This is a genomic window from Janthinobacterium sp. J1-1 (assembly GCF_030944405.1).
GTDB lineage: Bacteria > Pseudomonadota > Gammaproteobacteria > Burkholderiales > Burkholderiaceae_D > Janthinobacterium.
Window position 1 is genome coordinate 6,271,011 of record NZ_CP132339.1, and the last position, 18,134, is coordinate 6,289,144.

Here is an 18,134-nt window from a genome sequence, read left to right on the forward strand (position 1 = left end):
ATCGGACAGAATTTCTTATCCGCGATAGTATTTCAGCTTATTCATGAAAAATATTCTGCAATCATGTCCGACCATCTGAAAGGCATCGCTCCTTTTCTTGCCACCGCCGACGCCGGCAGTTTTACCAAAGCCGCCGAGCGGCTGCACCTGACCAGCTCGGCCGTCAGCAAGAGTGTGGCGCGGCTGGAGGAACGGCTGGGCGTGATCCTGTTCGAGCGCAGCACGCGGCGTTTGAAGCTGAGCAGCGCGGGCCACGCCTATTACGCCACCTGCAAGCGCGTGCTGCAGGAACTGGCCGACGCGGAAAACGTGCTGGCCGAGCAGGAAGGCGAACTGGCGGGCACGGTGCGCATCGGCGTGCCGGCGTCCTACGGGCGCATGCGCGTGATGCCGGCGCTGATCGACCTGTGCGAAAAATATCCGCGGCTGCAGCCGTCGATCGCCTTCAGCGACCGCTTTGTCGACCTGTTCGAAGAGCGCATCGATATCGCCGTGCGCATCGGCGCACCAGGCCAGTGGCCGGCCGCGCTGGGCCAGATGCAGCTGGGCGAGGAACGGCTGATCTTTTGCGCGGCGCCCGCCTACCTGGCGCGGCGTGGCACGCCGAAAGATATACAGGAACTGGAACAGCATGACTGCATCGCCTACGGCCGTGGTGACGGCACGGCGGCGCCGTGGCTGTTTGTGGAAGAAACTGGCGTGGAGCGGCGCGTGGTAACGCCGCGTTTGATCGTGGGCGACGCCGAAGCGCAGACGGCCGCCGTACTGGCAGGCCTGGGCATCGCGCAGCAGGCGACGTGGCTGGTGCAGGAGCATTTGGCCAGCGGCGCCATCGTCGAAGTACTGCCTGATTACGCCACGCCAGGCTTGCCGCTCTACCTGGCGTGGCCGCTGGCGCGCCAGCTGACCATCAAGACCGGCACGCTGCTGCAGGAACTGAAGCAGCGTTTGCACATCAGCTGAAGATCAATACAGCACGTTCTTCGCTTCCGGCAGGTCGACATTGGCCTTGGTGACGATCACCACGCCGGTGTTGACGAACGGGTCGACCTTCTTGCCTTCGATCAGGCTGACGATGGTTTTCACGCCCAGCGCGCCCATCGAGTAGGAGCCCTGCACGGCGGTCGCATACAGGGTGCCGTCCTTGACGAAGTTTTTCAGGTCTTCATTGCCGTCAAAGCCCACGCCGATCACCTTGCCGGCCTTGCCCGCCTGCGCAAGCGCGCGGCCCATGCCGACGGCCGTCGGTTCGTTGGCGCCGAAGATGCCTTTCAGGTCAGGATTCGAGGCCAGCACGTCGGTGGTCTGGTTCAGCGCGGTGGCCATCTGCGATTGCGAATAATAGGTGCCGACGATCTGCAGCTGCGAGTTCTTTTCGATATAGCGCTTGAAGCCGCCCACGCGGCCCGTCTCGGAACCGGCGCCGGCCACATACGACATCACGGCGATCTTGCCGGTCTTGCCCACTTGCGAAATCAGCGCCTTGGCGCTGGCCTCGCCGGCCGCTTCATTGTCGGTCGACAGGAACGATTGGTAGTAACGCTTGCCGCTGTCGGCCACCAGGGAATCGATCAGCACCACGGGAATCTTCGCTTCCCACGCTTTTTTCAGGGCCGGCACCAGCGCGTCCGGGTCCGATGCGGCCAGCACGATGCCGGCCACTTTGCGGGTGACGGCGTTTTCCACCATGCTGACCTGGTCGGCAATGGCGGACTCCGAGGCCGGACCCTGGAAGGTCAGGCTGTAGCCCTTGGCGTCGGCCGCGCTGGCGGTTGCGCCCTTTTTGACGTTCTGCCAGTAGTTCGAGTTCGTCGTCTTGACGATCACGGCGATCTCTTTCGGCGCGGCCAATGCGGCGCTGGTGCTCAGGGCAAATGCTGCGGTCACCAGACCGAGCGACATGGCTTTGATGGTTTTCATTGTCGTCCTCGTTTAATTATAGATTTAATGGATATGACTTCAGGTCTCACTAACTCACTAACTCACTAACAGTGCTGCTTCAGGCGCGGTTGCGCTTCTGATCGATCCAGACGGTCAGCAGAATGACCAGTCCGATAATGATTTGCTGGATAAAACTCGATACGCCATTCATGTTCAGGCCATTGCGCAAAATGCCGATCACGAAGGAGCCGATGACGGTGCCGGAAATGGTGCCGATGCCGCCGATCAGCGAAGCGCCGCCGATCACCGCGCTGGCGATCGCATCGAGTTCATACATCACGCCTTCGTTCGGCTGCGCCGTCACCAGGCGCGACATCAGCACGCAGCCGGTCAGGCCCGACAAGGCGCCGGACAGGGTGTACACCAGCAGGGTCACGCGGCCTACTTTCACGCCCGACAGGCGCGCCGCTTCGGCGTTGGAACCGACGGCGTAGATATGGCGGCCAAAGGTGGTGCGGCTGAGCATGATGGAGACGGCGACGGCGATCACCACCATCAGCACCACCGGATACGGAATACCGGGGAAGACGACTTCGGGAAAGGTGCCGCCCGTATCGCGCTCGATGCGCCACAACACGCCGTTACCGAGTTCGCCGAACGATTCGCCCAGGCCCGAAATGGCGCGCGCACCGGTCACCTGCAAGGCCAGGCCACGGGCGATCAGCATCATGCCCAGGGTGGCGATAAACGGCGGCAGTTTGAGTTGCGTGATGCAGAAACCGTTGACGGCGCCGCACATGGCGCCCACCACGATGCCGCCCAACATGGCGACCGGCACCGGGATGCCGCTCTTGACCAGCATGGCGGCGGCCACGCCGGCCAGCGCCAGCACAGAGCCGGAACTGAGGTCGATGCCGCCGGTGATGATGACGCAGGTGGCGGCGATACCGAGATACGCAATCGAGGTCACCTGCAGCGCCACGCTCATGCCATTGCTGACCGAGAAAAAGGCATCGCTGGTCAGCGAAAACACCAGCAGCAGCAAGGACAGGCTGCCCAGCGCGGCAAATTTTTGGATCAGTTCTTTGTTCATTTTTTTGTCCAGCTTTCTGATTAATGGAGTGCTGCCTGTCCCGCAGTGGGGCTTGCCACGCGGCCCGATGCGAGATGCATGATCTCTTCCTGCGACGACTCGCGCGTGTTGACGATGCCGCTGATGCGCCCTTCATGGAACACGGCGACCCTGTCCGTCATGCCCATGATCTCGGGCAGCTCGGAGGTGATCAGGACCACGCCGATGCCCTCCGAGGCCAGCTTGTCGAGCAGCTGGTAGATGGCGAACTTGGCGCCCACGTCGATGCCGCGCGTCGGTTCGTCGAAGAAGATGATTTTCGATTCGCGGTACAGCCACTTGCTGATGACGATCTTCTGCTGGTTGCCGCCCGACAGATTGCGCGCGATCTGCTTCGAGGTCGGCGTCTTGATGCCCAGCGCCGCGATATACTTTTTGGCGACCGCTTCTTCCTTGGCAAAGTCGATAAAACCGAAGCGGTTGGACAATGCCGACACATTGGTCAAGGTCAGGTTGGCCGCCACCGACATGCGGATCGCCAGGCCATGGCTCTTGCGGTCTTCGGACAGGTAGGCGATGCCGTGGTCGATGGCGTCGATCGGCGAGTCGATCACGACTTCCGTGTCGCCCAGGTGGATCGCGCCGCTGGTGAGCGGATCGGCACCGAAGATGGCGCGCGCCACTTCCGTGCGCCCCGCTCCCATCAGCCCCGAAAAACCGAGGATCTCGCCGCGCCGCAAGTCAAAGCTGAGCGGGCCGAATACATCCTTGCGGTGCAAATCCGTCACGCGCAGCAGCACGTCATCGGTCGGTGTCGACACGCGCTCGGGAAATTTTTCATCGAGGGTGCGGCCGACCATTTTTGCCACGATGGCGTCGAGCGAGATCGCATGAAAGTCGTCGGTGCTGACGAATTTACCGTCGCGCAGCACCGTCACGCGGTCGATAATGTGCTGCATTTCTTCCAGCCGGTGCGAGATATACACCACGCTCACGCCATTGCGTTTCAGTTCATTGATGATCTCGAACAGCTGGCCCGTTTCGCTTTCCGTCAGCGAGGACGTGGGCTCGTCCATGATCAGCACTTCCGTGTTCAGCGACAGGGCCTTGGCGATTTCCACCATCTGCTGCTGCGCACACGACAGGTTTTTCACCAGCTGGCGCGGATCGATGCGCAGCTTCAGGCGGTCCAGCAGGGCCTGCGCATCAAGGCGCATCTTCTTGCGGTCGATGAAAAAGCCGCGCACCGGTTCACGCGCCAGGAAAATATTCTCGGCCACGCTCAGGTGCGGGATCAAATTGAGTTCCTGGTGGATGATGGCGATGCCGGCCGCTTCCGCGTCGACGCTGCTGCCAAAGCTGCACACCTTGCCCTTGTAGACCAGTTCTCCCTCGTCGGCCTGGTACACGCCGCTCATCACTTTCATGAGGGTGGACTTGCCGGCGCCGTTTTCGCCGCACAGCGCATGCGCTTCGCCCTTGCGCAAACTGAAGCTGACGTTATCGAGCGCCAGCACGCCGGGAAAGCGTTTGCTGACGCTATTGAGCGCCAATATCTCTTCGGATTGATTCATGGTGTGTCTCCTCCACTCCACTGCTATAAGCCGGCGCGCCGATGTCTAGGCATTCTTGGTGGCGCGCCAGTCAGGTACTGCGGTATCAGCCGTCGATCAGTTCCGGATTCCACGCATGTACGGTCTGCTGCTGTTCACCGAGGCCGGTAATCCCCAGGCGCATGGTGTCGCCCGGCTTCAGATACACGGCCGACGGTTTCTGGCCCATGCCCACGCCCGGCGGCGTGCCGGTGCTGATGATGTCGCCCGGGTACAGGGTCATGAAGCGGCTGATATAGCTGACCAGGTTGGCCACGCCGAACACCATGGTTCTGGTATTGCCGTCCTGGACGCGCTTGCCGTTCACTTCCAGCCACAGGCCCAGGTTCTGCGGGTCCGCCACTTCGTCGGCGGTCACCAGCCACGGGCCGATCGGGCCGAAGGTATCGCAGCCCTTGCCCTTGTCCCACTGGCCGCCGCGCTCCAGCTGGTATTCGCGTTCGGACAGATCGTTCACCACGCAATAGCCGGCCACGTGCGACAGCGCGTCCGCTTCCGACACATAGCGCGCGGTGGTGCCGATCACCACGCCCAGTTCCACTTCCCAGTCGCTCTTCTTCGAGTCCTGCGGCATCACCACCGCGTCGTTGGCGCCGATCACGGCGCTGGTGGCCTTCATGAACAGCACCGGTTCGGCTGGCACGGCCATGCCCGATTCGGCCGCATGGTCGGCGTAGTTCAGGCCCACGCACAGGAACTTGCCCACGCCCTGCCATGGCGGCGCGATACGGCCCGGATTTTCAACCACCGGCAGGCTGGCGATATCCACGGCAGCCAGCGTGGCGAGATTGTCTTTGCTCAGTGTGGCGCCGGTAATATCGGGCAGCACGCCGGACAGGTCGCGCACGGCGCCATTCGCATCGATCAGTGCCGGTTTTTCAGCGCCCTTGGCGCCATAACGCATCAGTTTCATGATTAAGCTTTCAAGTAAATATCAAACAACATAAACAAGTTCGGGGGCAATCAGGCCCGCGCCTTCACGACACCCGACAAAACCGTAGCGAGCGGAAGGGAGATGTGGCCGAGAAGCGCAGCTGTACGAATGTACAGTGAGCATCGCAAGCCGCATATCGCGACGCGCAGTAGGTTTGGTCGGGTGTCCTTAGTTAGACCAACCGCCGTCGATGACGTGCGTCATGCCGGTGGTGAAAGCCGATTCGTCGGAGGCCAGGTAGACGGCCAGCGCGGCGATTTCATCGGCCTTGCCGACCCTGCCCATCGGCTGGCGCGCGACAAAGGCGGCCTGCACTTCATCGATGCTCACGCCCGTCGCTGCGGCCTGCGCGGCAATGCGGTCCTTCAGCGATGGCGACTCGATGGTGCCGGGGCAGATGGCGTTGCAGCGGATGCCGCGCGTGACAAAGTCGGCCGCCACCGATTTGGTCATGCCCACCACGGCTGCCTTCGAGGTGCCGTAGATAAAACGGTTCGGTGCGCCTTTGACGCTGGACGCCACCGACGACATATTGACGATGGAGCCGGCGCCTTTTTCCAGCATGCCGGGCAGCACGGCGCGCATCAAGCGGTACATGGAGCGCGCGTTGATCTCGAAGGAGCGGTCCCAGGCTGCGTCGTCGCACTCGAGAATGGTGCCGCCGTCGACGAAGCCGGCGCAGTTGAACAGGATATCGACGGGGCCGATCTCGTTCACCAGCGCGGTGATGGCGGCGCCGTCAGTGACGTCCAGCAGGCGCACGGTGCAGCCGGTGGATTCCTTCAGCGCATCGAGCTGGGCCTGGTTGATATCGGTGGCGATCACGGTCGCGCCTTCGCGCACGAAGGCTTCGGCGGTGGCGCGGCCGATGCCCTGGCCGGCGGCGGTGAGCAGTGCGGTTTTGCCTTGTAGTCTGTCGGTCATTTCTGTCTCCTATTTTTTTTGGGGCTTATGCCATATGAAATACGTGTTCCATCATCGCCCAGTGTTCCCCCTCGGCGCGCGAGGCCAGCGGCAGCTGGCACGGGGCGCAAAAGGTCCACCAGCGCTGCGTCTCGGGGTCCTCGGCAATCGCGGCCATGTCGCCAGCGAAATCGCTGCCGTGGTATTCCCAGTAACCGAACAACAGGTTTTCCGGCTCGCGCAGGAAAATCGAATAATTCTTGATGTGTGCGTGCGCCAGCCTTTCCAGTACCTGTGGCCAGACGGCTGCGTGCAAGGTCTTGTACTCAGCGATGCGGTCCGGCGCGATGCCGATGACCATGCCCATTCTTTGCATGACGGTTCCTAAGCGAGACTGTAAAAGCGGCGTGCATTGAGACCGAAAATATCGTTGCGGTCCTGCTGCCCCAGGTGCGCCAGCAAGGTTACGCTGGCGGCCAGCCAGGCGCCATAGCCGCCGGACAGGTCCACCACGGGCCAGTCGCTGCCCCAGATCACGCGCTGGGCGCCAAAGACATTCAGCACATGATCGACATACGGACGCAGGTCCTCGACCGTCCAATCGGCTTTGGCTTCCGTCACCAGTCCCGACAGCTTGCAATGCACGTTCGGCAGCGCGGCCAGCTGCGCCATATGTTCGCGCCATTGGCCAAAGGCGGCGTCGGCTATCGGCGGCTTGGCCGCATGGTCGATCACGATGGCCAGCCCCGGCCAAGCACGCGCGCATTGCAGCAGCGCGGGCAGATGGGGCGGCAGCACCAGCGCGTCAAGACGCAAGCCGTGTTCGACCATGGCCGATAAGGCCGGCGCCAGCGCGGGGTTGGTGATCCACCGGTCGTCGTCCAGATCCTGCAGCATCGGCCGCAGGCCTTTCAGCTTCTTGTGCAACGCCAGGCGGGCAATCGCCACCGGCGCATCAAGCGCCAGCAGATCGGTCCAGCCCACCACGGCACGGATAAAATCGGCGCGGTCGGCCAACGCCAGCAGCCACTGCGTATCGTCTTCCGATGGCAGGGACTGCACCAGCACCGTGCCCTGCACGCCATGTTCGGCCAGCAGCGGTGCCAGGTCGGCGGGCGCAAAATCGCGATAAATCGCTGCCAGCGATGGGGGCGGCCAGCCACCGGCGCGCGCGGCCAGCTGCCAGAAATGCTGATGGGCGTCGATGCGCATCATGCGGCTCCCTTTGGCACCGGTGCGCGCGCATCGATCAGGCCCGCGCCCTGCAATGCCGTCCACAGGGCGGCGGGCAGAGGCGTGGCGAACCAGTCCAGGTTCTGCCGCAGCTGCGCCAGGTCCTGGCCGCCGGGTATGCAGGACGCCACGGCCGGATGGGCCAGCGGGAACTGCAGTGCGGCCGCCGGCAAAGGCACCTTGAATTCGCGGCAGATGGCGTCCAGCTGCGCCACGCGCTGCAGGATCTCGGACGGCGCATCGGCGTAATTGAACTTGCCATTGCCTGCCAGGACGCCCGAATTGAACGGGCCGCCTATCACGATGGCGTTGCCGCGTTCCACGCACAGGTCCAGCAGCGGCGACAGCGAGGCCTGCTCCAATAAGGTATAGCGGCCGGCCAGCAGGGTGCAGTCGAGGTCGAATTCACCCATCGCGCGCAGCACGATCTCGCATTCGTTGACGCCGAGGCCCACGGCTTTGACCTGGCCGCTGCTGCGCAACTGGTCCAGCGCGCGAAAGCCGCCGCCGCTGGTCAGCTGGCGCCAGTAATGATCATCGCGTTCGCCATGCGTCACACTGCCGATATCGTGCACGAACAGGATATCGATGCGTGCCAGCCCGAGGCGCTGCAGGCTGTCGTCGTGCGAGCGCAGCACGCCGTCATAGGTGTAGTCGTACTGCGGGCGAAACGGCAGCGGTGAACAAAAGCCGTCGTCGCCAGGGCGCACGGTGGCGTCGGGACGCAGCAGCCGGCCCACCTTGGTGCTGACCACGAAATCATCGCGGGGACGCTCGCGCAGCGCCGCACCGAGGCGGTGTTCGGACTGGGTATAGCCATAGTAGGGCGCCGTGTCGAAAAAGCGCACGCCGGCATCCCAGGCGCCATCGAGGGTACTGCGCGCCTGCGCGTCGCTGACCGGCTGGTACAGGCCACCGAGCGGTGCGCAGCCCATGCCGATGCAGGGTAGCGAAAGCCCGCCGCGCGGCAGCATACGGTGTTGAGTGACATCCATGAACTCAGCCCTCAGGCAGCGCGCAATGGGAAACAGCCTGGCCCCACCGCGTCGAATTGTTTATAGGTCAGCACGAATTCCTGGTGGCCCAGGTCTTCCGAGCGGCTCGGTGCGCCGTTGGCCACGTCCAGCACGGCGGCGACGATTTCGGCGCCCACTTCTTCCAGGCTCGCTTCGCCCGTCAGTATCTTGCCCGCATTGACATCCATGTCGTCGGACAGGCGTTCGAAGGTTTGCGGATTGGCGCACACCTTGATCACCGGCGAAATCGCCGAGCCGACCACCGAACCGCGGCCGGTAGTAAACAAGGTGATATGGGCGCCGCAGGAAATCAGTTCGACGATCTCCGCGTTGTCGGACACGTTCGGAAAGCCGAAGCGCGGCTCGCCGTCCGGCACCACGTCGAGCAGGTACAGGCCGCCGCCGGCCGGCTGGTCGCCCGGTTTCAATATGCCGACGATGGGCGAGGACCCGCTCTTGGCGTAGGCGCCCAGCGACTTTTCCTCTTGCGTGGTCAGGCCGCCATCGGCGTTCCCGGGCGAGAAGCTGCCGTGGCCCATGATGGTGTAGTAGCGCGCGGCCTTGGCCACGGTTTCGACGATGGCGTTGCCCAGGGCCGGGCTGACGGCGCGCCGCTGCATATGGTATTCGCAGCCCACCAGTTCGCCCGTCTCCTCAAAGATGCAGGGGCTGCCGGCCGCGATCAGTGTATCGAACGCCACGCCGACGGCCGGGTTGGCGCTGATGCCGCTGGTGCTGTCGGAGCCGCCGCAGATGGTGGCCACCACCAGTTCATCGATGCCCATCGGCACGCGCACCTGCTGCGCCAGATGTTCCAGCGCCCAGCCGATCCACTCGACGCCGCTGGCGACGCTGGGGCGGGTGCCGCTGTTTTCCTGGATGGTAATCGTGTGCACGGGACGGTCGCTGTCGGCCACCGCGCTCGACAGCCCATATTTGTTGAAGCCTTCGCAGCCGAGCGACACCAGCAGCACGGCGCCCACGTTCGGGTGCGTCAGCAGGCGGCGCATCACCTGGTCCGCGTATTCGTTCGGGAAGCAGCCCGTAAAGCCGATCAGGTGCACCGGCTGGCCGGGAAAGGCGTTGACCATCAGGCGCGCCACATGGTGGGCGCATTCGACCATATAAGCCACCACCACGATATTGCGGATGCCCTTGCGGCCGTCGGCGCGCAGGTAGCCTGACAAGGCGGGAATTGTCGTTGGAGCGTTCATTGTTTGGCGTCCTTGTCCAGGAAATGGTGGCCGTCCTGGCCCAGGGTAAACGTGGGGATGTAGTCGCTTTCCAGGTTGTGAGTATGGATATGCTCACCGATGGCGACGGGGGCCGTGATGCTGCCGATCAGCGCGCCATAGCGCAGCACCTTGTCGCCGACGGCCAGCGCGCGGCGCGCCACCTTGTGGCCGATCAGGATGGCTTGCGTCAAGGTGACCGGCACGCCGTCGATGGTGACGATATCGCCCTGGGCCAGCGCGGTGCGCGCGATCATGCAGTTGTCCTCGGGCGACATCAGCAGCAGGCTGGAGACTGGAGTAGCGTGGCTCATTGCGCGCCCTCCCCGGCATTGATGCTTACGACTGCGTCAGTTTTTCGCGCGTGCCGATCGACGACAGCATGGTGCTGCGCGAGGAATTGAGGTGCGACTTCATGCACTCGAGCGCCTTCGGTATGTCGTGCTCGGCCAGGGCCCGCAAAATCGCCAGGTGTTCCTGCACCGCGTACTGGTTGCGGCCCTTTTCCTCGCCCTTGTCCCACTGGTAGTGATAGTGAAACACGAACGAGACGATATCGTAGAAGCCCTGCGCGAAGCGGTTGTTCAACAGGCCGATCAAAAAGGTGTGGAACTCGCGGTCCAGCGCCGGAAAGGCATTGTGGCGCGTGTCGATCTTGGCCGCCAGCTTCTCGTGCTGTTTGATCAGCCGCGCCAGTTCCGCATACGCCGGATCGCCGTGCGGCAAGTGGGCAAAATGCTCCACGGCCGCCATCTCGAACATGCGCCGCATGTCCGCCAGCTCGGTGGCGAAGGATCTGTCGAAGGCGCACAGGCGCCAGCCGCCGCGCGGCTTCTTTTCGATCAGGCCGAAGCGCGAAAAACCGATCAGGAATTCGCGCACGCTGACGGTACTGGCGCCCGCCTCGCGCGCCAGCTCCGCTTCCGAAAACTCGGCGCCCGGCGGCATGTCGCGCTGGTAGACGCGCTCCATCAGCACCTGCTGGATGCGCTCCGCGCCCGATTGCAGCTCGGCGATATCGAAGTAATCGCCCGGTATCGGCTTCCTCAGCAGCCGCCGTTCGGCCGGACTGCTGATCAGCCGCCGCGTCGACAGATACGCAATCGCGCTGCGGATCGCCGTGCGGCTGCCCTGGCAGATGGTGGTCAGAAACTGCTCCGTCGGCAGCATCTCGCCCACTGCGACATTCTCGGCGAGAAATTGCAACAGCAGATTGGTACTGCGCTTGAAGACGGTGGCCGGTTTTGACATGGATGGGGGTGCTCGCTATGTCGGCGACAGGGAAAGTGGGAGAGTGGGCCATTTTAGTCGATATCGGGTTGGGTCGGCAGGCGGACGGGATCATCATTGTTGGACTCCCGTCGCCAGCAAGGCGCGCAGCTGCGGCTGGGCCAGCGTCGGGCACAGCTGCTGCGCCAGCGTCACCACGGGCGCCATGCGGCGGCGGATTTTCTCGCCATGGTTCTGCGCGATATCGGCCAGGCGGTGCGCCAGGAAGGGGTTATTGAAGCGTTCTTTCACCTGTTCCAGGTAAGCAGCGGCGGCCTCGCCTTCGCGCGCGCCCATGGCGGCAAACACGGGCAGCACTTCGTCCTGCCACAGCGCGTCGAGCGCGGCCAGCATGGCGCCATCCTGCATCGCTTCCCGTACCGTCATCGACGCCGGACTGCCCCTATCCAGCCACAGCTGCGCCAGGTAGGTATGGCCCAGGTTCAGCAGGAATAACTTGCGCTGCTCGTACTCGCGCAGGCTGGCGGTGACCACCAGTTGCGGGTGGCTGCACGGCAGCACCATGCCCGGTTGCGCTTCGATGGCCCACAGCGCATACGGTTCGGCCACGGCGCCGATCGGCTCTATCGGTTCCGAGACGATGCGGTCGACCAGGGAATTGATCCACACGCAGCCCGTCTCCAGGTAGGCGATAAAGGCGGCGGCCAGCTGCCACTGGCGCGCCAGACTGACGAGCAGTTCGCGCAGCACGGTGCCATTGTCGACCACCAGTTCGCACGGGTAAATCGTGATGGGCGCCGCGCCGGCCAGATAGCGGCCATGCAGCAGCACCAGCAACTTGGCGGGAAAGCTGTGCGGCGCCACCTCGCCATCGAGCAGGCCGGCATGGTCGGATTCGGATAATTGGTAGCCCGTGTCGCCCGTATTGGACAGGATCACGCGCGCGGCCACGGCCGCCGCACGCACTTGCGGCCAGTCGCTGCCAGTCTGCCAGGCTTGCGTGACGGCGTGCACGCGGCGCTCGTCGTCGACTTCGGCGCCGTCCTGCCAGCCGCGGATGCGCACCGGATAGCCGCCGGCCTGGCGAAACGCCGCCACCCGCGCCGCGCCCTGCGCGCTGTTCGTCGTTTGCACGATGGTGATATTGCCCAGTGCCTGGTCAGCTTGCGCCGCCTCGCTGACAAACAGGTCGGCATGCGCCTGCAGGAAGCGGCTGGTGCCGAACTGCAGGATGGGATTGTGTTGGAGAGTCGGGTTAGCTGTCATCTCAGACCTCGACGATGGCCTTGATGACGCCCGCCGACGGCTGCATCCAGTCTTCCAGCACGTTCGTGAATTCGTCGAGCGTGGTGCGGTGCGTATTGAGCAGCGCGGTCGGTACTTTGCCCGCCTTCATGGCCGCCACCACTTCCTCGAAATCATCGACGGTGGCGTTGCGGCTGCCCAGCAAGGTGGTTTCGCGCTTGTGGAATTCGGGGTCGGAAAACGACAGGCGGTCGCGCACGATGGACACCAGTACATACGATCCGCCGTGGGCGACGAATTCCAGCCCCCGTTCCATGGCGGCGATATTGCCGGTGGCGTCGAATACCACGTCAAAGAACTCGCCCTCGGTGGCGTTCGACATTTGCTCCTTGTCGCCGTCGCCCAGCTGCACCGTGCGCGTGATGCCCAGCGCGTCGCGGCAGAACTGCAGGCGGTCGGCGCGCCCATCGAGCACCGTCACCTCGGCCCCTTTCAAGGACGAAAACAGCATCACGGCCATGCCGATCGGGCCGGCGCCCACCACCAGCACGCGCTTGTTGGCGTCGACCGCGCCGCGCTTGACGGCGTGCGCGCCGATGGCGAGGAACTCGATCATGGCCGCGTCGTCGAGCGAAATGCCTTCGGTCTTGAAGACAAAGCGTTCCGGCAGCGCCAGGTATTCGGTCATGCCGCCGTCGCGGTGCACGCCCAGCACTTCGATGCGGGTGCAGCAGTTGGTCTTGCCCTGGCGGCAGGCCACGCAGGTGCCGCAGGACAGGTAGGGCATCACGTAGACCTGGTCGCCGGCGGCGAGGCGCGAACCAGCTGGCGCGCTTTCAATATGGCCGGACAATTCATGGCCCATCACGCGCGGATAGCTGAGGAAGGGCTGGGTGCCGCGGAAGATATGCATGTCGGTGCCGCAGATGCCGATGCGGCGTATGCGCACCAGTACTTCGTCGCCGGCGGGGACAGGCACGGGCCGCTGCTCCATGCGCAAGCTGCCCGGCGTATCGCAAACGATACTTTTCATCATGGTCGTCTCTCTCGCCATCCGGTCGTTGCCGGTGGCATATTATATTTAACGTACAAACCAACTGTAAAAAAAATCCGTCTGTGCGGATTGTCTTTCCAGTCCTGCCGATGGCGCTTCTTGCTGCGCCGCACAACGATTGTTCCGTAATGCCATGTGGCCCGAACGCGCCTGTCGTACTGCAGCCGTTGTTCGGTTTTATAAATATACCGTACAAAAAAATGAAGGTCAACGGATTCTTTTTTGCAGTTTTTTTTCGTCCTCTGCTACATTCCTGCTTGACCCTGACGTAGCGTCAGGCGCCATCGTGGATATACGCAACGAAGACCAGGAGAAGACGATGCTGTTGAAAATAGGCGAGCTGGCCAGGCTGACCGGCCTGACCGTGCGCACCCTGCACCACTACGACAGCATCGGCCTGCTCTCGCCTTCGGCGCGCACGCAGGCTGGCTACCGCCTGTACCAGCATGGCGACATGGACCGGCTGCACCGGATCATGGCGCTGCGCCGGTTCGGGCTGTCGCTGGCCGAGATCGCAAACTCACTGGCCAGGTCCGACCTGCCCCTGTCCGGCATCGTGGCCAGGCAGATCGCCATGCTGGACCAGCAACTGGCGCAGGCCAGCAGCCTGCGCACGCGCCTGCTGGTGCTGCAAGCGCAGCTGGAACAGGGACAGGAACCGGAACTGGCCGAATGGCTGACCACGATGGAGCAGATGAACATGATCGACAAATACTTTACGCAGGAAGAAGTGCGGCAAATGCCGATGCTGTCCGACACGGCAGTGGAACAGGAATGGCAGGCGCTGGTGGCGCGCGTGCGGGCGCTGATGGACGCGGGTGCGGCATCCGCCTCGCTTGACGCGCAGGCGCTGGGCACCGAATGGATGGTCAAGCTGGTGCGTGACACCAGCGCCCACCCCGGCCTGTTTGCGCGCTTGAATACCATGCACGGGCAGGAGCCGGGCATGCAGGCCAGAACCGGCATCGATGCGGAACTGATGCGGTTCGTGACGGGGGCGTTTGGCGCCTCGCGCATCGCGCTGTACCGCCCCTTTCTCGACGACGCCGAATACGCGTATTTGCAGGCCAACTACGGCCAGCGGTCCGGTGAATGGCCGGCCCTGATCGCCGCCGTGCGCGCGGCCATGGATGGACAGACACCGGCCGACGATCCGGCGGTGCTGGCACTGGCGCGGCAATGGAGAGAACTGTTCCAGTCGTATGCGGGCAAGGACCCCGCCACGCAGCTGAAATTTCGCCAGGCGCACCAGCAGGAACCGCGCCTGCTGCAAGGCAGCTTTGTCACGCCGCAGATGATCGCCTACCTGGCGCCGGCGATGGCCAGGGTGGCGCAAGAGTAAGGAGCAAGTCGGTGCGGCCATTGTAGAATCCCCCATCTTCTTCGATGGAACAAGCGATGCGCCGACTGACTTTTTTACTCGCCTGCCTGCCCGCACTGGCGCAGGCAGGCACACCTGCCGACAACGGCCAGCTGGCCGGCGTCTGGCAGGGCAAGCTGGGGAACACCGAAATCACCGCCTGCTTCAACCTGCCCAGCAAGTTCGACAACCGGGGCAATTACTACTACGCGCGCCACAAGACGCCGATCGGCCTGCTGCAGACCAGGGGCGAGACGCCGTGGATGGAAGTGACGGACGGCGACGACAAGACAGGCAGCTGGCAACTGGCGCCGGCAAAGGACGGCCAGCTGGCCGGCACCTGGCGCCATCCCAAAAACGGCAAGACCATGCCGCTCCAGCTGCGGCTGGTACGCCCGCCGGCCGGCGAAGAGCAGCCCTGCGCCAGCAGCGCCTACAACGCCGCGCTGGAAGATTTTCCCAAGTTGGTCACCAGCCGCGCCATGCTGTTCAAGGACCGCAAGGACCGCACCTTCCGCAGCCTGCGCCTGGCCGACCAGGTCACGGTCGAACTGCTGACGCCAACCGCGCCGGCAATCGCCAGCGTCAATCGCCAGCTGCGCGCGCTCCTGCCAAAGAACAAGGCGAACCTGGCCGAGTACTTCGAGCAGCGCCGCAATTTTCTCGGCATGGATGGCCGCGTGATGGAAGACGAGGTGCATGCGGAACCGACCTTCTGGTCCGCGCGCCATGTGACGGTCAGCTTTTACCGCTGGGCCGCCGGCATGGGCCGCAATGGCATCAGCAACCAGTTCCGCACCTGGGATCTGCAGACGGGCAAGGAGGTCGATGTGTGGCAATGGTTCGGCGGCAAATCGGACGCCGGCAGCCACGACATGAGCGCCCTGCCGGCCAAGCTGAAAACCATGTTGTTCAAGGATGCGGCGATCGACCAGGAGTGCAAGGGCGACTACCAGGGCCACGGCTACTATCACCTGAGCCTGACGGACACGGGCGTGCGCTTCTGGGAAGAAGCCTATGGCAGTGGCTGCGAGCAGGATTTCAAGGTGCCGTATGCGAAGGTGGCGCCGTTCCTGACGCCGCAGGGACGCGCCGCGCTCGGCGACTCCATGCCATAGAGCGCTGTGCCGTGGCTTTCAGTCCAGGCTTCAGTCCAGGTCCGCGTCGATGCGCACGATCAGGCCGGCGGCGCCGGTGCGTATCCTGAGCATGCCGGTCTCGTGGCCGAAGTCACCGGTGAAATCGACGCGGGCGATGGCGGCGGCATCGTCCAGCCGCTCCAGCGACACCAGCCTGGTGCTGGTGTGATAGCCCACGAAAAACCGCTCGATATAGCGGCGTATGCCATCGGCGCCGGCAAAGGCGTCTCCCACCGACACATCGTCGATGACCGCATCGGCTTCAAACAGGGCCAGCACGCCATCGACGTCGAAGGCGTTCGCGCGCTGGATAAAGGCATCGACGAGCTGTTCCATGTTCCCCTCCTCAGATATCGACGATGGTGGTGTCGGCGATGGTCTCGGCAAAGCCGTTGCCGAACAACATGGCAGGCGTCTGGAAGCCCGGGCGATGTTCGCCGGCCAGCACGCGCCGGCCCGCCTCGGCGGCGGCCGTCGCCGTGAACGTGTAGCCGTTGACCGTATCGAGTACCGAGCGCACGACGGCGCTGTCAGAACTGGTGACCTCTGCCACGGCCTGGTAGCGGTTGGCCAGCCGTTCCTGTTCATCGGGGCCGTCCGGCAGCGCCGACAGGTCGCCTTGTGGAAAGCCCTCGCCGGTCACGTGGACATATGCTTCGATGCCAGGCACGCCGGTGGCGCGCCAGATCGTGACGAGATCGGGCAGCGTCACCTGGAAGCAGTCAACGGGCCCCTTGCCAAAGTCCAGCTGCCGGATCGCTCCGGGCGCTTGGGCGACCAGCGCCCCATAGGCGCGCGCCAGGGTTTCGGCGGTGACGCTGGCCATGGCGCTGACGGCCGAACCGCGCGACAGGCCACCGGTGACATGCATGGCCACCCGGATGCTGGCCGGATGGCTGGTGCGCGCCACGGTGTGGCCGGCCAGGCAGCCGAGCATGGCGACGCTGCCGCCGCTGCCCGGCAACAGCATCACCCCTGCGGCCGTGGCGTCGGCATCGAGCGATTCGGCCAGGCGATAGCCGTCCAGTTCCGCGGCGACGTCGAGATAATGCACGCCATGGCGGATGCTGGCACGCATCAGGATACCGGCGGTGCTGGCAAACGGCCCCGCGCAGTTGAGGAGAACGGCGACGCCATGCAGCGAGCGCTCGATCGCGGCCTGGTCGTCGAGCGAAAAGACCCGGTATTCCACACCCAGGCTGGCGGCCAGCGATGCCAGCGCCGCCTCGTTGCGCCCGGCGAGTATCAGCGGCGTACCCGCTGCCGCGGCGTGCTGCGCCGCCATGCGGCCGGTATAGCCCGTCGCGCCATAGATCATCAGTTTTTTCATATAGCTTCCGGTATGTTCAGTGAGGACGATGATAGGACTGGCGCCTGCAGCGCACCCACCCGATCCTGCCTGAAACCTGCCTGTTCCTGCTTTTGCATTGCAGGCCTGGTTCGCTGACGGTGCCGGAACTACGCGTAAAAACAGTCATCGAGCAGCATGTCTTCAAAGAAGGCCCCATACGACAGGGTCGGATGGCGCAGATGGATTTCCAGTATCCAGCGCATGGCTGACGGTGTCGTTTTCAGCTCCGCCAGCGCGCCGGCGTAAATGGTCGCGTGGGGAAAATCCGACACGCGGTGGCCGCCCAGGTCGAAGTTCAGTTCCCAGCCCAGCTTGCGTGCTTCTTCTTCCGCCCAGGCATACAAGGCCTGGCCGGTCAGGCGCTCTCGCTGCCAGATTGCGCGCACGGCATGGAACAGCGCTTCGGCGTCGCGAGCGCAGCGGGCGTGGTCAGCACCCTGACCCACCGTAAACGTGGCGCCGCCATCACCCTCCCAGGCTTGCACGCGCGGGGCGATATCGATAAAGAAGATGTCGTTTTCCTTGAGGATCACGCCAGGCTCGGACGCGCGCTTCATGGCCTTGGTGGTGTTCGCGCCAAAGCGCACGCGCGTGGGGTGCCAGCTCAGCGCCAGGCCCATGTCGGCCAGTACTTGTTTGGCCATGGCGACGGCGTCTTCCTCGACCATGCCGGGTTCGACGCGCGCGGCGATGGCGGCGATGGCCTCGCGGGTCTTGCGGCGCGCCAGCAGCATGCCGTCTTCCGTAAAAGCGGGGCCGACTCGTTCGGCGGCCAGGGCGATTTCTTCCATTGTTGATCCTTGTCAGCGGCGCTGCCACGGTGGCGCGCCTGCAAGGAAAGTATAGGTTTGCACGCCCCTGCCATGGGGTG

General features: G+C 63.9%; 19 protein-coding genes. 3 read left to right on the top strand and 16 right to left on the bottom strand.

The window, feature by feature from the left end; translation table 11 throughout:
* Window positions 1-63 precede the first annotated feature (63 nt).
* Window positions 64-963 (top strand): LysR family transcriptional regulator, encoded by a 900-nt coding sequence (locus Q8L25_RS28595; RefSeq protein WP_308922603.1) that lies wholly within the window; start codon window positions 64-66, stop codon window positions 961-963.
* 3 nt (window positions 964-966) lie between these two features.
* Here Q8L25_RS28595 and Q8L25_RS28600 read toward each other — a convergent pair whose 3' ends face one another.
* From Q8L25_RS28600 to Q8L25_RS28660, 13 genes are all read right to left on the bottom strand, one after another.
* Window positions 967-1,902: an ABC transporter substrate-binding protein gene (locus tag Q8L25_RS28600; protein ID WP_374694330.1), complete on the bottom strand. Its 936-nt coding sequence runs from the start codon at window positions 1,900-1,902 to the stop codon at window positions 967-969.
* Window positions 1,903-1,999: 97 nt separating this feature from the next.
* A complete protein-coding gene (locus Q8L25_RS28605) occupies window positions 2,000-2,974 on the bottom strand; it encodes an ABC transporter permease (protein WP_308922605.1) in 975 nt (324 codons plus the stop codon).
* Between the two features lie 20 nt (window positions 2,975-2,994).
* The gene (locus Q8L25_RS28610; protein WP_308922606.1) at window positions 2,995-4,527 is read right to left on the bottom strand and encodes an ATP-binding cassette domain-containing protein; all 1,533 of its coding nucleotides are present in this window, start codon (window positions 4,525-4,527) and stop codon (window positions 2,995-2,997) included.
* An 85-nt stretch (window positions 4,528-4,612) separates the two neighbouring features.
* Window positions 4,613-5,479 carry a fumarylacetoacetate hydrolase family protein gene (locus Q8L25_RS28615; RefSeq protein ID WP_308922607.1) on the bottom strand — a complete coding sequence of 289 codons (867 nt, stop codon included), beginning with the start codon at window positions 5,477-5,479 and terminating at the stop codon, window positions 4,613-4,615.
* Between the two features lie 189 nt (window positions 5,480-5,668).
* The gene (locus Q8L25_RS28620) at window positions 5,669-6,424 is read right to left on the bottom strand and encodes an SDR family oxidoreductase (RefSeq protein ID WP_308922608.1); all 756 of its coding nucleotides are present in this window, start codon (window positions 6,422-6,424) and stop codon (window positions 5,669-5,671) included.
* A gap of 25 nt (window positions 6,425-6,449) precedes the next feature.
* Window positions 6,450-6,779: an L-rhamnose mutarotase gene (locus tag Q8L25_RS28625; protein WP_308922609.1), complete on the bottom strand. Its 330-nt coding sequence runs from the start codon at window positions 6,777-6,779 to the stop codon at window positions 6,450-6,452.
* Between the two features lie 8 nt (window positions 6,780-6,787).
* A complete protein-coding gene (locus Q8L25_RS28630) occupies window positions 6,788-7,618 on the bottom strand; it encodes an amidohydrolase family protein (protein WP_308922610.1) in 831 nt (276 codons plus the stop codon).
* Window positions 7,615-8,631: an aldo/keto reductase gene (locus Q8L25_RS28635; protein WP_308922611.1), complete on the bottom strand. Its 1,017-nt coding sequence runs from the start codon at window positions 8,629-8,631 to the stop codon at window positions 7,615-7,617. Before Q8L25_RS28635 ends, Q8L25_RS28630 begins: the two co-directional genes overlap by 4 nt.
* 11 nt (window positions 8,632-8,642) lie before the next feature.
* Window positions 8,643-9,866 carry a UxaA family hydrolase gene (locus tag Q8L25_RS28640; protein ID WP_308922612.1) on the bottom strand — a complete coding sequence of 408 codons (1,224 nt, stop codon included), beginning with the start codon at window positions 9,864-9,866 and terminating at the stop codon, window positions 8,643-8,645.
* A complete protein-coding gene (locus tag Q8L25_RS28645) occupies window positions 9,863-10,198 on the bottom strand; it encodes a UxaA family hydrolase (RefSeq protein WP_308922613.1) in 336 nt (111 codons plus the stop codon). The genes Q8L25_RS28640 and Q8L25_RS28645 overlap by 4 nt, the downstream gene beginning before the upstream one ends.
* Before the next feature lie 25 nt (window positions 10,199-10,223).
* A complete protein-coding gene (locus Q8L25_RS28650; protein ID WP_308922614.1) occupies window positions 10,224-11,135 on the bottom strand; it encodes a GntR family transcriptional regulator in 912 nt (303 codons plus the stop codon).
* Window positions 11,136-11,228: 93 nt separating this feature from the next.
* Window positions 11,229-12,380 carry a mannitol dehydrogenase family protein gene (locus Q8L25_RS28655; protein ID WP_308922615.1) on the bottom strand — a complete coding sequence of 384 codons (1,152 nt, stop codon included), beginning with the start codon at window positions 12,378-12,380 and terminating at the stop codon, window positions 11,229-11,231.
* 1 nt (window position 12,381) lies between these two features.
* A complete protein-coding gene (locus tag Q8L25_RS28660; protein WP_308925820.1) occupies window positions 12,382-13,392 on the bottom strand; it encodes a zinc-binding alcohol dehydrogenase family protein in 1,011 nt (336 codons plus the stop codon).
* Between the two features lie 340 nt (window positions 13,393-13,732).
* Here Q8L25_RS28660 and Q8L25_RS28665 point away from each other — a divergent pair, with 340 nt between their 5' ends.
* Together Q8L25_RS28665 and Q8L25_RS28670 are read left to right on the top strand one after the other, a co-directional pair.
* Window positions 13,733-14,755, top strand: a complete 1,023-nt coding sequence (locus Q8L25_RS28665) for a MerR family transcriptional regulator (protein WP_308922616.1) — start codon at window positions 13,733-13,735, stop codon at window positions 14,753-14,755.
* A gap of 56 nt (window positions 14,756-14,811) precedes the next feature.
* Entirely contained in the window at window positions 14,812-15,891 is a 1,080-nt protein-coding gene (locus Q8L25_RS28670) for a hypothetical protein (protein ID WP_308922617.1), read from the top strand.
* Window positions 15,892-15,921: 30 nt separating this feature from the next.
* Here Q8L25_RS28670 and Q8L25_RS28675 read toward each other — a convergent pair whose 3' ends face one another.
* The 3 genes from Q8L25_RS28675 to Q8L25_RS28685 form a co-directional block, all read right to left on the bottom strand.
* The gene (locus Q8L25_RS28675; RefSeq protein ID WP_308922618.1) at window positions 15,922-16,248 is read right to left on the bottom strand and encodes a nuclear transport factor 2 family protein; all 327 of its coding nucleotides are present in this window, start codon (window positions 16,246-16,248) and stop codon (window positions 15,922-15,924) included.
* 10 nt (window positions 16,249-16,258) lie between these two features.
* A complete protein-coding gene (locus tag Q8L25_RS28680) occupies window positions 16,259-17,242 on the bottom strand; it encodes a saccharopine dehydrogenase NADP-binding domain-containing protein (protein WP_308922619.1) in 984 nt (327 codons plus the stop codon).
* 128 nt (window positions 17,243-17,370) lie between these two features.
* Window positions 17,371-18,054, bottom strand: a complete 684-nt coding sequence (locus Q8L25_RS28685; RefSeq protein WP_308922620.1) for a M24 family metallopeptidase — start codon at window positions 18,052-18,054, stop codon at window positions 17,371-17,373.
* Window positions 18,055-18,134 lie beyond the last annotated feature (80 nt).